The sequence below is a fragment of the Catellatospora aurea genome (assembly GCF_042663325.1).
Taxonomy (GTDB): domain Bacteria; phylum Actinomycetota; class Actinomycetes; order Mycobacteriales; family Micromonosporaceae; genus Catellatospora; species Catellatospora aurea.
This window is the reverse complement of the sequence record NZ_JBHTAC010000023.1, coordinates 33,597-46,800: the sequence shown is the minus strand read 5'-3', so window position 1 is coordinate 46,800 and position 13,204 is coordinate 33,597. Positions and strand designations below refer to the sequence as shown.

The 13,204-nt window shown below is 69.9% G+C and carries 18 protein-coding genes and 1 tRNA gene; 16 read left to right on the top strand and 3 right to left on the bottom strand.

The annotated features are described in order from the left end of the window. Positions 1–343 precede the first annotated feature (343 nt). The 15 genes from ACFQO7_RS22035 to ACFQO7_RS21965 all read left to right on the top strand — a co-directional run bounded on the left by ACFQO7_RS22035 (position 344) and on the right by ACFQO7_RS21965 (position 10,493). The gene (locus tag ACFQO7_RS22035) at positions 344–751 is read left to right on the top strand and encodes a hypothetical protein (protein WP_376808117.1); all 408 of its coding nucleotides are present in this window, start codon (positions 344–346) and stop codon (positions 749–751) included. After that, on the top strand, positions 748–1,050 hold the full coding sequence (locus tag ACFQO7_RS22030; protein WP_376808116.1) for a hypothetical protein: 303 nt from the start codon (positions 748–750) through the stop codon (positions 1,048–1,050). The genes ACFQO7_RS22035 and ACFQO7_RS22030 overlap by 4 nt, the downstream gene beginning before the upstream one ends. Then, positions 1,050–1,391 (top strand): hypothetical protein, encoded by a 342-nt coding sequence (locus ACFQO7_RS22025; RefSeq protein ID WP_376808115.1) that lies wholly within the window; start codon positions 1,050–1,052, stop codon positions 1,389–1,391. Before ACFQO7_RS22030 ends, ACFQO7_RS22025 begins: the two co-directional genes overlap by 1 nt. Beyond that, positions 1,388–2,212 carry an ABC transporter permease gene (locus ACFQO7_RS22020; protein ID WP_376808114.1) on the top strand — a complete coding sequence of 275 codons (825 nt, stop codon included), beginning with the start codon at positions 1,388–1,390 and terminating at the stop codon, positions 2,210–2,212. The genes ACFQO7_RS22025 and ACFQO7_RS22020 overlap by 4 nt, the downstream gene beginning before the upstream one ends. Then, complete coding sequence (locus ACFQO7_RS22015; RefSeq protein WP_376808113.1) at positions 2,209–2,505, top strand: hypothetical protein; 297 nt, start codon at positions 2,209–2,211, stop codon at positions 2,503–2,505. Before ACFQO7_RS22020 ends, ACFQO7_RS22015 begins: the two co-directional genes overlap by 4 nt. An 84-nt stretch (positions 2,506–2,589) precedes the next feature. After that, positions 2,590–3,036: a single-stranded DNA-binding protein gene (locus ACFQO7_RS22010; protein ID WP_376808112.1), complete on the top strand. Its 447-nt coding sequence runs from the start codon at positions 2,590–2,592 to the stop codon at positions 3,034–3,036. Between the two features lie 90 nt (positions 3,037–3,126). Next, entirely contained in the window at positions 3,127–3,408 is a 282-nt protein-coding gene (locus ACFQO7_RS22005) for a hypothetical protein (RefSeq protein WP_376808111.1), read from the top strand. A gap of 114 nt (positions 3,409–3,522) precedes the next feature. Beyond that, a complete protein-coding gene (locus ACFQO7_RS22000) occupies positions 3,523–3,777 on the top strand; it encodes a hypothetical protein (RefSeq protein WP_376808110.1) in 255 nt (84 codons plus the stop codon). A gap of 4 nt (positions 3,778–3,781) precedes the next feature. After that, complete coding sequence (locus tag ACFQO7_RS21995) at positions 3,782–5,845, top strand: cell division protein FtsK (protein ID WP_376808109.1); 2,064 nt, start codon at positions 3,782–3,784, stop codon at positions 5,843–5,845. Between the two features lie 157 nt (positions 5,846–6,002). Continuing rightward, positions 6,003–6,269: a hypothetical protein gene (locus ACFQO7_RS21990; RefSeq protein WP_376808108.1), complete on the top strand. Its 267-nt coding sequence runs from the start codon at positions 6,003–6,005 to the stop codon at positions 6,267–6,269. Positions 6,270–6,304: 35 nt separating this feature from the next. Continuing rightward, the gene (locus tag ACFQO7_RS21985) at positions 6,305–6,529 is read left to right on the top strand and encodes a hypothetical protein (RefSeq protein ID WP_376808107.1); all 225 of its coding nucleotides are present in this window, start codon (positions 6,305–6,307) and stop codon (positions 6,527–6,529) included. Positions 6,530–6,591: 62 nt separating this feature from the next. Continuing rightward, positions 6,592–7,530, top strand: coding sequence for a bifunctional DNA primase/polymerase (locus ACFQO7_RS21980; protein WP_376808106.1), 939 nt, complete (start codon positions 6,592–6,594; stop codon positions 7,528–7,530). Next, positions 7,527–8,756, top strand: coding sequence for a DUF3631 domain-containing protein (locus ACFQO7_RS21975; protein WP_376808105.1), 1,230 nt, complete (start codon positions 7,527–7,529; stop codon positions 8,754–8,756). Before ACFQO7_RS21980 ends, ACFQO7_RS21975 begins: the two co-directional genes overlap by 4 nt. A 163-nt stretch (positions 8,757–8,919) precedes the next feature. Then, positions 8,920–9,135, top strand: a complete 216-nt coding sequence (locus ACFQO7_RS21970) for a helix-turn-helix transcriptional regulator (protein ID WP_376808104.1) — start codon at positions 8,920–8,922, stop codon at positions 9,133–9,135. Then, a complete protein-coding gene (locus ACFQO7_RS21965; RefSeq protein WP_376808103.1) occupies positions 9,135–10,493 on the top strand; it encodes a tyrosine-type recombinase/integrase in 1,359 nt (452 codons plus the stop codon). The genes ACFQO7_RS21970 and ACFQO7_RS21965 overlap by 1 nt, the downstream gene beginning before the upstream one ends. A gap of 136 nt (positions 10,494–10,629) precedes the next feature. On the opposite strand, the gene ACFQO7_RS21960 is transcribed toward ACFQO7_RS21965, so the two are convergent. Further along, positions 10,630–10,704, bottom strand: a tRNA-Arg gene (locus ACFQO7_RS21960). Positions 10,705–10,883: 179 nt separating this feature from the next. Between ACFQO7_RS21960 and ACFQO7_RS21955 the strand changes: the two genes are divergently transcribed. After that, entirely contained in the window at positions 10,884–11,642 is a 759-nt protein-coding gene (locus ACFQO7_RS21955; RefSeq protein WP_376808102.1) for an LPXTG cell wall anchor domain-containing protein, read from the top strand. A 66-nt stretch (positions 11,643–11,708) separates the two neighbouring features. Here ACFQO7_RS21955 and ACFQO7_RS21950 read toward each other — a convergent pair whose 3' ends face one another. Then, positions 11,709–12,338 (bottom strand): DUF305 domain-containing protein, encoded by a 630-nt coding sequence (locus ACFQO7_RS21950; protein WP_360520994.1) that lies wholly within the window; start codon positions 12,336–12,338, stop codon positions 11,709–11,711. A gap of 10 nt (positions 12,339–12,348) precedes the next feature. After that, positions 12,349–13,143, bottom strand: a complete 795-nt coding sequence (locus ACFQO7_RS21945; protein WP_376808101.1) for a DUF3105 domain-containing protein — start codon at positions 13,141–13,143, stop codon at positions 12,349–12,351. Between the last annotated feature and the right edge of the window lie 61 nt (positions 13,144–13,204).

The following is a 13,204-nucleotide window of genomic DNA, read 5'->3' as shown; positions in this document are numbered from 1 at the left end:
GCCCCGGGTGGCGTCTACCGATTCCGCACTGATCTGGGAGGGGTGTCGTGATGACGCTCGCTGCATCTGTTCGTGTCTCGATCCGTTCGTCGGCTGCGTGGCGTGAGTGCCGCTGTGGCCGTGTGGTCTCGCAGCCCGCCGATGACGGCCGCTGCCCTCACCGCTCCGCCCGTGCGCGCCGTTCGGCGCGCTGACAGCTTCCGTGGGGCTGGGCTCGCCCAGCTCGCGCGGTGGCCGCCAGGGTGGCGGCTTGGCGGTCGATGACCGCAGCAAACGGCCCCGGCAGGGATTGCAGCCCTGCCGGGGCCTTGCACCTACTCCACCTGCTGAAGGGAAGAGAGCGATGCCTGTTCAGGCTATCGCGTCGGCACCTGCCGACGAGCCGGGCGCTGCCTGGCTGACCTACGCCAACCCGCTCGCGCCGGTGGCGGCACGCCACTGCGCTGGCCACGTCCACCACGACCCGGCCGACCTACTCGGCGGGATCGCCTGCGAGTCGGCATGGGCCAAGGCCCTGACCGATGACCTGCTGATCGCGCTGGAGTGCGACCTGCCGCTGATCGTTGAGGCCGACCCGACCTACATCGACGAGATCGCTGTGGAGCGGGCTGTGCGCGGTGAGGAACTGGAGCTGACCGAGCTGGAGCGCGCCGAGGTCAAGCGCCGCCTGGCCGAGGTCCGCGACCGCCGCAACCGCGGCTACCGGTTCGTCTGCTCCCGCGCCGCCGCCCGGCGGAGGACCGCACGGTGAGCGCCGCCCAGCTCGACCTGTTCACCGGCGCTGCCGCCAACTCGCCCCCCACGCCGCCACCCGCGCGCCGGGCGGTCAGGCCGCCGCTGGAGCGCGGGCAGGTCCGCTACGCCACGTTCGGCGGCCAGCGCGACTGCGCCGACTGCTGGCAGGCACAAGCCGACGCGCACGCGGCCGGCACGCCGGTGCCGGTGCGCCGCCGGGCCACCTCCACCCGCGAGACCACCGGCGGCAAGGAGCACCTATGCGAGCTGCACAAGCTCGACCGCCAGTCCACGGACACGGAGGTGGCGGTCTGATGCCCCGCACTCGTGCAAGCCGCGCGATCGGCGAGATCGCCCGCCGCGCCGCCCGCGGCGAACTCACCTCCGAACAGGCCGCGGCGCTGACGGCGCGTATCCGCTCCGGGCAGCGTGACGCGCTCTACCGCGCCGCCCTCGACACCGCAGCCGCACCGGCCGAGCCGGTGCAGGTGCGGCTCATCGGCCGCACCGCTGACGTGGCAAGCCTGCTGACCGTCCTGGACGACACGACGGCGCTGTCGGCCGTGTCCGACCCGTACCCGACTTCCCGGCCCGGTGTGGTGCGCGTGTACGCGACCGCCGAGCGCCGCCACCCGCTTTCAGGAGGCTTGAAATGACCGCACCCGCCAGTACCTACCCCCGTACCGCATCCGACCTGCTCCCCCTCGCGAGGCAGATGGCCCAGCGGCTGGGTGAGATCCCGTCGCGCAATTCGCTGATGTCGGAGTTCCGGATCGGCGCGCCGAAGGCCGGAGAGCTGCGCGGCCTGCTGGCCGCCGACACGGCGGGCACCCTGCCCGCCCAGCCGTCCCCGGAACTGATCACCGGCGGTCCGGACACCCACCCGGCCCCGGACCCGTCGCCGAGTCCGGAGACCGCCGCCGCGCCGATCACGGTGGAGACGTTGCCGCTGACGGCGGTTGACGGACACCCGGACACGAAGATCGCCCCGGCCGTCGCCGAGCCGGTCGCGGCCCCGGCTGCGGCGGTGCGCCCGAAGCGCCGTATCCGGTCGTGGCCGGTGTTCATCATCGGGCTGGGCGCGTTCGTCGGGATCTGGTCCGGGTGGGTGGAGCTGGGCAAGCTCACCGGGTTCGGTGTGGTCCACCCGCTGCCCGGCATCGCTGACGGGTTCAGCCTGAACACCGCGATCACCCTGCCCCTGGGCATGGAGGCCTACGCGGCGTACGCGCTGAAGGTGTGGATGAGCACCGGCATCCCGGCCCGGGCGCGCAGCTTTGCCCGCTGGTCCACCATCGTGGCGCTGCTGGTCGGCATGGCCGGGCAGGTCGCTTACCACCTGATGTCGGCTGCTGACATGGCTTCCGCGCCGTGGCAGATCACCACCGCCGTGGCGTGTCTGCCGGTCGTGGTCCTCGGCTTGGCCGCGACCCTGGCGCACCTGGTCGCCAACGGCGACGAGGAGGACGCCCGGTGACCGCCGACGGCTTCCACCCCGACGACACGCACCCCGCCATCGACCCCGATGCCGACCTGACCGAGCAGATCCACGAGCTGATCGCATGGATCGACGGCCGCCTGGGCGACGAGCACGCCAACCGGCAGATGGCGCTGGAGCGGACGCTGGACTACCTCGACTGGCTGAACTACCGCGCCAGGCAGGTCGCCCAGCAGCACGGAATCACGCTGCTGCCGTGCCGGCCGGACGAGCAGATCCTCTCGCCGAATGGGCGCTTGCGCGTGCCGCTGCCGCGGTTCCCACGGCGCTGACCGCCACCGTGCGGGCTGGGCTCACCTGCCCGGCCCGCAGCGGTGGCCGCCAGACCGGCGGACAGTCCCGAAGGGAGCCTGCTCGTGGCTAACGAGACCACCCTGACCCTGGTCGGCAACCTCACCGCCGACCCCGAACTGCGCTTCACCCCGGGCGGGGCGGCGCTGTGCAAGTTCACCGTGGCGTCCACCCCGCGCAACTACGACAAGGCCACCGGCGAGTGGAAGGACGGCGACCCGCTGTTCATGAACTGCTCTGCGTGGCGGGAGATGGCCGAGAACATCGCCGAGTCCCTGCACAAGGGCTCACGCGTCGTGGTCACCGGCCGCCTGAAGCTCAACCGGTGGAAGACCCCGGAGGGCGAGAACCGCCAGGCGATGCAGCTCGACGTCGAAGAGGTCGGCCCATCGCTGCGGTATGCGACCGCGCAGGTCAAGAAGCTGACCCGCACCGGTGGCGGCACGGCCGTGCCGTCCGGTGAGGCCGACCCGTGGGCCAGCGACAACGGCGGCGATGAGCCTCCGTTCTGACCTTGCGGGCCGTGACCGTGCGCGCCGAGCAGCAGTGTTCGGCGCGCGCGGTGGCAGCCCGCGGTGGGTGACGCCAGAGGGAGGAAAGCAGTGCGCAACGTCGATGACCTGTCCCCGACCGAGGTGCTCGCGATGCGAGCCGAAGCAAGCGCCACCCGCTACCACGCCACGATCGTGGTCGCCGCGTTCGTGCTGGTGGCGACCGTCCTGACGTGGTTGTTCGCCGCGCCGTACTGGCTCACCGGGGGCCTGGCCGGGCTGTTCGTGGCCGCCCACCTCGGGGCCCGGATCGGCTACTACCAGCAGAAAGAAGACGTCACCCGCCTGCTCGACGCGACCGGGCCTGACGCGTCCGGTGACGCCGGGCAGTGAGAAAGGCGCGGGACACGGCGGCTTCCTCAAACACGCCGTGTCCCGCTCACCCCTTCGCGGAAGGAGCCAACCCAGTATGCCCAGCCCAACCACCCTCAACCCCGGCGGTGCCGTATGAGCGAGCAGCAGCCGTGCGGTGTGTGCCCGATGCTGCACGCCGAGATCGCCCGCCAGCGCACCCTGATCGTCCACCTGCAGCAGTGGTGCACGTGGCTGTCCCAGCGCCTGGCCGAGCTGCGCGGCGCGGTAGCCGCCGCGGAGCTGCTGATGCGCGAGCAGGCCGAGCAGCCCACCATGCCGCGCGGCCGCCTGCTCACCCAGCTCCACGAACGCCTGATCACTGCCCTTATCGACGCTGACCGGAGGTAGCACCATGGCACTGACCCCTGTCGTGTTCAACGACGACAACGAACCCACCCGCGTCACGCTGCCCGGCCCGGCCGGGCCCGTCGACGCCGAGTCCTACAGCGTGTACCGCCCCGACCTGGGCGAGCCGGTTGACGCCGCCGACATCGGCATGGAGCTGACGTGGGCGGACGTGACCAGCCGCACGCGGCGCGTGCCACTGGTGCCGGCGTGGATGCTGTCGGCCCACACCCGCCGCGCCACGATCCGCGCGCTGGCCAACGACGTCGGCTATTACGCGGCGTTCCACGCGCTGCGCGGCCCGAAGTACGGCGGCAAGCTGCTCATCTACGCCCCGCGCGGGATGTACCGGCTGGCCCGCCGTGTGCTGCGGTGGGCCAGTGCCGAAGAGGGCAACTGGGGCTTGCGCCAGCACGCCGCCGACCACAACGACGCCTACACGTGGCAGTCCCTGAACCGCACCAGGTCGAAGGAGTCCAAGCCCCGCTGGATGCTGCTCGGCGCTGCCGGCACGGCCACCTGTGTGGGCGGGATGGTCCTTGAACTGTCCGGGGCGATCCCGCTGATCGGCTGGTACGCCGCCGCTGCGGCTGCGGTCGCGGTGGCGGCGCAGGCGGGCAAGCCCGTCGACAAGCCGATCACCGACCGCGTCACCAACACGCCGAAGTTCACCAAGCTCACCGCCGAGCAGGTCCGCGGGGCCCTCGTGTCGCTGCGGCTGGCAGGGCTGACCGATTCCGGGCAGGTCGACTTCCCGTCTCCGATCCACCGTGATGGTCCGGGCTGGCTGGCCAGGGTGAACCTGCCGCTGGGCATTGAGGCGGTCAAAGCGATCGAGAAGCGTGCCGCGCTGTCCTCGGCGCTGCGGCTGCCGGTTGACCAGGTCTGGCCTTCGGCTGGTCCGGAGCACGCCGGGCAGCTCGATCTGTGGGTCGGGTACCAGCCTGCGTCGAAGATGGGCACGCCCCGCTGGTCGCTGCTGGCAGACAACGCCGTCACCAGCGTCTTCGAGGAGACGGAGTTCGGCAGCGACGAGCGCCAGCGGCCGGTCACGACCACCGGTTTCGCCCGCTCGTTCCTGGGCGGTGGCCAGCCCGGATCGGGTAAGAGCTACGCCGGGCGGTCCCTCGCGCTGGCCTGGTCCCTCGATCCCACGGTGGAATTCAAGATTGCCGAGTTCAAAGGGACCGGCGACTTCCTGGACTTCGAGCCGCTGTGCTCCACCTACGTCGTCGGTGTCGACGACGAGGCGATCCGGCAGGGCGGCGCGATCCTGGCGTGGGCCCTGGCAGAGGCCGAGCGGCGCGGCAAGCGCATCCTGGCCGCGAAGAAGGCCGGGCTTGCCCCGGAGGGCAAGGTCACGCCGGAACTCGCGCGCCAGCGCGGGTCTGGGCTGCACCCGATCGTGCTCATTTTCGACGAGGTGCACGAGCTGTTCGCCGCGGACAAGGACGCCGCCGATGCCGCGGAACGGCTGATCAAACGGGCGCGTGCGCTGGGCATCATCGTGGTCCTGCTCACCCAGATCCCGGACAAGACCAGCCTGCCGCCCAACATCACCCGGTGTGTCACCAACCGCTGGTGCCTGTCGGTGCAGGGCCAGCAGGAGAACGACATGATCCTTGGCACCGGGGCGTACAGGCGCGGGATCACCGGCACCGTGTACCGGCCGGTGGTCGACGCGGGCTGGGGTGTCATGACCGGCGGTCCAACGCCGGTGTCGGTCCGGTCGCAGTACCCCACTCCGCAGGAGTCCGCCGCGATCATCGCCCGCGCGATTGCGCTGCGCGGCGGCGTGCGTCCGGTCGGCAATGACCTGCCGCAGGCGCGTGACCTGCTTGCTGACCTGGTCGCGGTGTGCGGTGACAACGGCCAGCACTGGTCGGTTGCCGCGCCGGCACTGGCCGAGCGGTGGCCTGCGGCGTATCCGGCGATCACGGCTGAGGCGCTGTCGGACATGGCGCGCGCTCTCGGTGTCCCGTCACTGGGAGTGAAGATCGCGGGGAAGGTCCTCAAGGGCTACCGGCACGCTGACCTGACCAAGATCCTCGCCGGTCGGGCACAGCCGTAGGCCGGTAACCCCGGGGGTAACGGCAGGGGCAGGGGTAACGGTGCCGTTACCCCTGCCGTTACCCGTCCAACCGCACCGCTACCAGCAACGACATCGGCCAGGTAGCGGGTAACGCCATGCCCGAAACAGGCCCCGGAACAGCCCGTGGAGGCCCCTCATGACACCCGAAGTGATCGTTACCGCCACCCTCACCACAGCGACCGGAGTCTATGCGCTGGCTTGCTGGGTGCGGCCGTTTGGACGCTGCCGCGCCTGCTCCGGAACCGGCGTCCGACGCACCGTTCTTCTACGCACAGTGACCACCTGCCGCCGCTGCAAGGGTGCTCGGCTGCGCCTGCGGATCGGACGCCGGATCTACAACACGTTCCACAACGCCAACACCGAGGCCGCACGCGCCACGCGAGCCAAGGACACCACGCGATGAACCCGACCGCCCCGCCTGCCTCCGGAGGAGCAGCCATGATCCCGCGCATCTACGAAGCCGTCACCGGCAAGCCCTGGATGACCACCACCCGCGACGTCACCACCGACGTCGGCCCGACCATCCGCGCCCGCTACCCCGAACTGATCGTGTTCTCCGACCTCGAACTCATGCGGATGACCCCCGAGCAGGCCATCAGCATCGCGACGCAGCTGCGCGCCCTCTGCCAGCACGACGCGCCCCGCGCACTCGCCTACCAGTGACCGCCACCAGGACCGGCCGACCCGCACGGTCGGCCGGTCCCCGCCGCCTCACCGGAGGGCAGATGAGCAGCACAACCCTAAGAGCAGAAAGGCCGCCTGCGGCGGCTCACCCCTTGTCGGCGGCTGCGCTGCGCTACGCCGCCAACGGCTGGCCAGTCTTCATGCTCGGCCGGTCCAAACGGCCCGTAGCGCTCTGCCCGCCCTGCGAGACGGCACGCAAGACCAAGACTCCGCACGACCCGCAGGCGTGCCCCTGCCTGACCTGCCATGGCTTCTACGCGGCCACCACCGACCCGCACCGCATCGCCGCGATGCTGACCGCCGTACCGCGCGGACTCTTGGCCATCCGCACCGGCGCTGCCTCCGGGCTGGTCATCATCGACGTCGACCCCCGCCACGACGGCGCTGCTTCGCTGCGCGCCCTCATGGACCGCGGGCTGACCCCACCGACCAGGTACGTGCGCACTGGCTCCGGTGGGCTGCACCTGTACTACCGCCACCCCGGTCACCCCGTGCCGTGCGACGAAGGCAGGCGGCTCGGCTCCGGCATCGACGTCAAGGCAGACGGCGGCTACGTCCTCGCGCCACCCTCACCCCATCCCGACACCGGCCGTCCGTACCTGTGGGCCGACGACGGGGCGCAGATCAGGGATATGGCCCCCGCGCTGGTAGCTGCCTGTGTCGCCGAGGTGCGGCGGCGCGCGCCCGTGCGTCCTGCCGGCAACCCGCTGCCCCCGCGCAGCGGGGGGGCCATATCCCATCCCGACCGGCTCATGTCCGCGCTGGTCGCCCGTATCAGCGCAGCACCGGAGGGCAGGCGGCGCGTGACCCTGTATGGCTGCGCACGCGGCGCCGCACTCATCGTTGCCGCAGGCCACCTCACCAGCACGGATGCCTACGACGCCCTCGTGTCCGCCTGCGACGCCGCAGGCTGGCCCTGGGCCAAGTCCACCCCCAACGCCATCCGAGACGGATTTGCCGCAGAAGGAGTGACATTGTGACCCGATCACCAGCCAAAACCCGCCCCACCGTCGATGGCGCGGCGCTCCTGAACCGCGTACACGCCACGATCGCCCGCTACTGCGTGCTCCCGTGTCCGGAGGCCGTCGACGCGGTAACGCTGTGGATCGCCGCCACGCACGCCCAGGAGGCGTGGGCGTACGCGCCCCGGCTGATCATCCGCGCGCCGCTGCGCCGCTGCGGCAAATCCCGGCTGCTGGACGTGGTCGAAGCCGCGTGCCACAACCCGATGATGAGCGTCAACGCCAGCCCCGCCGCGATCTACCGAACGGTCGGAGCAGGCTCCACGATGACGCTGCTGCTGGACGAGTTCGACGCGATCTTCGGCGCGAAAGCCGCCGGAGACGAAGACCTGCGCGGGCTGCTCAACGCCGGTCACCAGCGCGGGCGACCGGTCAGCCGCTACGACGCTGCCACCCAGCGCGTGGAGCACATCGAGACGTTCTGCATGGTCGCCATGGCCGGGATCGGGCTCGCGCCCGAGACCATCGAGGACCGGGCCGTCATCGTCAAGATGCGCCGCCGCGCCGCCGGAGAGCACGTCAAGCCCTGGCGGCTACGCCGCGACCGGCCCATCATCACCGGGCTCGCCACCGAGCTACGCGAATGGCTCGCCCCTCACCTGACCGAGCTGGAGAACGCCGAACCGGTCATGCCCCTGGAGGACCGCGCCGCCGACACCTGGGAACCGCTCATCGTCATCGCCGACTTCGCCGGTGGCGACTGGCCAGAGCGTGCGCGGGCGGCTGCGGTGCTGCTCAGCGAGGAAGCCGACCGCGTAGCGGTCAGCTCCGACTCCGGCCGGCTGCTGGCCGACATCCGCAGCGCGTTCGGCACCGAAGAGGCCCTGCCGACCGCCGGGCTGCTGGCCCGCCTGCGCGCCGACGACGAAGCGCCGTGGGCGACCTGGGATAAGACCGGGCTCAGCCCGATCAGGCTCGCCGCGATGCTGCGCGAGTACGACATCCGCAGCAGCAACATCCGCTTCCCCGCCCCGCTCGGCCAGACCAAGGGCTACCGCCGCGCCGACTTCACCGACGCATGGTCGCGCTACTGCCCCGAAACCACCGACGGTGACGAAGAAGGCGAGTGGGACGGGTCAACCCGTCCCACTCAAGATCCCGTCCCAGGGGTGAGCAGCCTTGGGACGGGTGGGACGGGTGGGACGGGTACCCCTTCCCCCTTGCGTCTCGTCCACTCTCAGTGACATCGAGCGTGCCCGCCCCGACCGAGGGCGGGCACGCTCCACACTCGACAGTTCAGTGCAAACCAGAGCAAGACATGAGCAACACCCATGTATAGACATCAACCACGCTGAGATCTTGGCTCAGCGTGGCTCTCAGAGCTGTTTCCACCGGGGAGGAGACACAGTGACCGCCGCAGCCATCCCGAGACAGCGCGCCAGCGAAGAGAAGCTGACGCTTCAGGAAGTACTGGCAGAACTCAAGATCACACGCTCAACCTTCTACGACTGGCGAGCCAAAGGCCGCGCCCCGCGCTGCCACAAGCTGCCAAACGGTGACCTGCGAATTCTCCGCAGTGAGCTTGACGAGTGGTTTAACGCGCAGAGGGAGGTACTGGCCTAGTGGACACCTCGTATGACGTGCGCATATGGAAGATCGAGACGTACGAGGGTAAGCGCGGGAAGAGCTACTACGTCCGATGGGCGGTAGCGGGGAAGCCATGGCGAGAGCCGTTCAAGGTGAAAGCCCTGGCTGAGAGCTTCCGCTCGGACCTGATGACTGCCGCGCGCAAGGGCGAAGCGTTCGACATCGAGACCGGGCGGCCCACGTCGGCCGCCCGGCCCGACCAGGCGACGACCTGGTATGAGTTCGCCTGCTCCTACGCGGACATGAAGTGGCCACGCGTGGCCGCAACGACCAGGCGCACGCACGCGGAGGCGCTTACCGCCGTGACCGTCCTGATGCTGACAGGAACGGCCGGTAAGCCAGGTGATCAGGAGATCCGCCACGCGCTCTGTCGCTGGGGCTTCAATACCCAGCTACGAGCCCATGCGCCCGCCGAGGTGCAAGCAACGCTCCGGTGGGTTGCCCGACATTGCCGTACGGTAGTCAGCCTGCGAAAGCCTGACGTGTTGCGATCCGTGCTGGATGGCTTAACCGTGCGACTCGACGGCACTCCCGCCGCGCCAAGCGTGGTGAGCCGCCGAAGAAAGATCCTCAATGCTGCCGTGGAGTACGCCGTAGAGCGGCGCTTGCTTCCGTCCAACCCTGTGCCGGCACTCAAGTGGAAGGCTCCCCGAACCGTCCACACGATCGATCGGCGGTCAGTCGCCAATCCCGAGCAGGTGCGATCTCTGCTGGAAGCCGTCCAGGAGCAGAAGCGCAGCGGTCCACGCCTGGTGGCGTTCTACGGCTGCCTCTACTACGCGGCTATGCGGCCCGAGGAAGCCGCCGCCCTGAACAAGACGAATCTCTCCCTGCCCGCGGAGGGCTGGGGAAGGATCTACCTGGTCGGTGCCGAGCCGCACGCTGGCAAGGACTGGACGGACACGGGTAAGAACCGCGAAAAGCGGCAGCTCAAACAGCGGGCGATAGGCGAAGGGCGAGAAGCGCCATGTCCGCCGCCGCTCACCGCCCTGCTGAACTGGCACATCGACACGTTCGGCACAGCACCGGACGGACGCCTTTTCACGGGTGAGCGCAACGGCGAGGAGCTACCAAAGGGCACGATCAACAAGGTATGGAGACTCGCCAGACAGGCTGCCTTCGCCCCGGAGCTGGCAGCCTCGCCGCTGGCCGCGACGCCGTACGACCTCCGGCACGCGGCTCTCTCGACGTGGCTCAACGGGGGAGTGCCCCCGACCGACGTAGCCGACCGCGCGGGCCACTCTGTGGAGATCCTGCTGAGGATCTACGCGAAATGCCTGGACGGGGGAGAGGACGTGATCAGACAGCGAATGGAGGGGTCACTGGGCATCTAGGAGGCCGGAAAACTTTGGCGCGTATTTGGCGCGGACAGCCGTAGAGCGCCGGATTTCACCGGACACAGTCGTACAGACGTTTGAAGCCGCTGATCTGGTTTCCCCAGGTCAGCGGCTTCTTTTTGCTGGTGATCAGTGGTGCCCCCGGCAGGATTCGAACCTGCGCCCCCGCCTCCGGAGGGCGGTGCTCTATCCCCTGAGCTACGGGGGCTCAGTGACCGACAAAGAGTAGCAGGTCCCCTTCGTGGCATCGAATCGGTATCCGGGTCCTCCGTTCGGCCGATGGTGTGTCGTGTCGATCATCAGCCCACGGACGGTTAATCCGATCCGAGCCCTCTTCACTCCGGGTCACGATGTGGCGTTGCACCACTTCCACCCTCCGGAGGACCCATGAACAAGCGTCTGCTGGCGCCGCTGGCCACCGTCTCGCTGGCGGCCGTGGGCGCTGGGCTCGCCACGTTGTTCGCCCTGCCCGCGCAGGCGCACAACGCGCCGACGGCCCCCTACGACGCGGTGCTGCACCACGCACACCACAACACCAAGGCGAAGATCTTCACCCGCGGCTGTACGGAGATCGGCAACCTGGCCGCCGCGGACAAGGACGGCTGGGTGTTCAACATCGCGCCGGACGAGTTCGACACCACGATCGGCATGTGGGCGAAGTTCGACACCCCCGGCGGCCAGGTCACCACCTATATCAAGGACGGTGACGCCGACGCGTACCCGCACGGCTTCGCCAACGCCGCCAACAAGCACCTGGCCTGGGTGGTCGTGCCGGCCGGCTGGACGCTGCTGGACGCCGAGGGCAAGAGCGTCGGCAGCAAGAACGTGGACCGGATCGTGGTCACGCACACCTGCGCGGGCGAGGGCGGCAACACCCCGTCGCCGTTCCCGTCGGAGTCGCCGAGCGGCACGCCCACTCCGGGGACGCCGACGCCCGGCACGCCGACCCCGGACTCGTCCGAGTCCCCGAGCACGAGTGGCACGCCGGACGTTCCGGGTGACTCGCCGTCGCCGTCGGAGCCGGGCCTGCCGGTGACCGGCGCGGCCGTGACCGTCTTCGCTTCGGTGGGCCTGGCCCTGATCGTGGGCGGGGCGGGCACGATCTTCCTGGTGCGTCGCCGCCGGGACCTGCCGACCGAGGTCTGAGCACGCGGCGGTGAATGAGAAGGGCCCCGCCGGAACTCCGGCGGGGCCCTTGCTCTGCGTATCCGATCAGCGCTTGGCGAGCGTGGTCTGCAGCTTCTGCATCTCGGAGATCTCCAGCTGCTGGCGGGCCTTCATGCCCTTGGCGAGCCAGAGCACGTCGGGATCGTCGGTCTGGGTCAGCACGGCGTCGACCATGTGCACGCCGCCCAGGTGATGCTTGATCATCATCTCCAGGAACAGGCGGTCGACGTCCTTGCCGGTGGCGTTCTCCAGCGCGGTCATCTCCTGCGAGGTGGCCATGCCGGGCATCAGGTTGCCGTTGGTCAGCGACTTGTCGCCGTCGGGCATCCAGGCCATCGGCTTGGCGTCGGAGTTGATGTTCAGGCTCCAGTCGCGCAGCCACTGGCCCATGATGCCGATCTGGGCCTGCTGGGTGAGCGCGATGTCCTCGCCGAGGACGCGCACCTCGTGCGCGTTGCCCTTCTTCGCGGCGATCATGGCCATGGCCACGGCCTGGGCATGGTGCGACGACATGTCGCGGGCGAAGCCGGCGGCGGCCGAGTCGTCGGCCGGCGTGGCAGGCGCGGCCAGCCGGGTCACGCCGAAACCGATGGCGAGCCCGACCAGCACCGCGAGCGCCACGGAGAGGGCCAGCCCTCGCGTGCTGAACCGAGGGCTGTTCCCCACGTCCGTCATGTCGCTCCTGTCAGCCCTGCTGCTGCTGGGTGAGCGCGGCGACCTGCTGCTCGTTCAGCGGCTTGTCGCCGGTGGCGGTGTTGCCGCCCTGGCACGTCGCACCCGGCTCCTGGGTCGCGTTGACGCGCAGCGCGCCGATGAAGTCGTCGATCCGGGAGTCGCTCGCGTTGTCGACCTTGAGCTGGTAGCCCCAGGCCTGCAGGGAGATCGGCTTGTCCAGGTTCTCGACCGGGCTCATCAGCATCATCTCCTTGCCCTCGACCTTGGCGGCCAACGCGGCCACCTGGTCGGCGGGCAGGTCCTTGCGGTACGTGACCCACACGGCGCCGTGCTCCAGGCTGTGCACCGCGTGCTCGTTCGGGATCGGGGCCTCGTAGACGTCGCCCATGCACTGCTGCCACACGTAGCTGTGGGTGCCGCCGACCGGCGGGTTCTGGTCGTACTTCTCCGGGTTGTACGTGTGGTTGCTCTTGAGCTCCGTCGTCACGTGCGTGATGCCGTCGATGGCGTTGGCGCGCGTCTCCCAGTCGTAGCCCGCGCCGCCCGGCCGGAACGCCGCCCAGGCGCCCCAGCCGATGATGCCGACCGCGATCAGGCCGACGGCGGCGAACATGGCGATGGGACCCCAGTTGCGGCCCTGGTTGACCTTGACAGGCGTGATCGGCTTCTTGGGGCCGCCCTTGACGCCCTTCGGCGGGGTCTTGGCACCGCCGCCGGTGGCGGGCTTGGCGCCGGCCGCGGGCTTGCCGCCGACCTTCACAACATTGGGGCGGTGCTGCTCGCCGCCTTGCGTGCTGATGCTCATCGTGGTGTCCGTCACATCGAGGGGTGGGCGCGCCCGCCGTGCGGTGGGACGCAGAGGGCCG

What these genes read in the sequence shown, in the direction of transcription:
- ACFQO7_RS22025 (WP_376808115.1), top strand. Translation starts at nt 1,050, where the DNA reads ATGCCCCGCACTCGTGCAAGCCGCGCGATCGGCGAGATCGCCCGCCGC.
- ACFQO7_RS22000 (WP_376808110.1), top strand. Translation starts at nt 3,523, where the DNA reads ATGAGCGAGCAGCAGCCGTGCGGTGTGTGCCCGATGCTGCACGCCGAG.
- ACFQO7_RS21980 (WP_376808106.1), top strand. Translation starts at nt 6,592, where the DNA reads ATGAGCAGCACAACCCTAAGAGCAGAAAGGCCGCCTGCGGCGGCTCAC.
- ACFQO7_RS22035 (WP_376808117.1), top strand. Translation starts at nt 344, where the DNA reads ATGCCTGTTCAGGCTATCGCGTCGGCACCTGCCGACGAGCCGGGCGCT.
- ACFQO7_RS22020 (WP_376808114.1), top strand. Translation starts at nt 1,388, where the DNA reads ATGACCGCACCCGCCAGTACCTACCCCCGTACCGCATCCGACCTGCTC.
- ACFQO7_RS21985 (WP_376808107.1), top strand. Translation starts at nt 6,305, where the DNA reads ATGATCCCGCGCATCTACGAAGCCGTCACCGGCAAGCCCTGGATGACC.
- ACFQO7_RS21950 (WP_360520994.1), bottom strand. Translation starts at nt 12,338, where the DNA reads ATGACGGACGTGGGGAACAGCCCTCGGTTCAGCACGCGAGGGCTGGCC.
- ACFQO7_RS21995 (WP_376808109.1), top strand. Translation starts at nt 3,782, where the DNA reads ATGGCACTGACCCCTGTCGTGTTCAACGACGACAACGAACCCACCCGC.
- ACFQO7_RS21990 (WP_376808108.1), top strand. Translation starts at nt 6,003, where the DNA reads ATGACACCCGAAGTGATCGTTACCGCCACCCTCACCACAGCGACCGGA.
- ACFQO7_RS21945 (WP_376808101.1), bottom strand. Translation starts at nt 13,143, where the DNA reads ATGAGCATCAGCACGCAAGGCGGCGAGCAGCACCGCCCCAATGTTGTG.
- ACFQO7_RS21955 (WP_376808102.1), top strand. Translation starts at nt 10,884, where the DNA reads ATGAACAAGCGTCTGCTGGCGCCGCTGGCCACCGTCTCGCTGGCGGCC.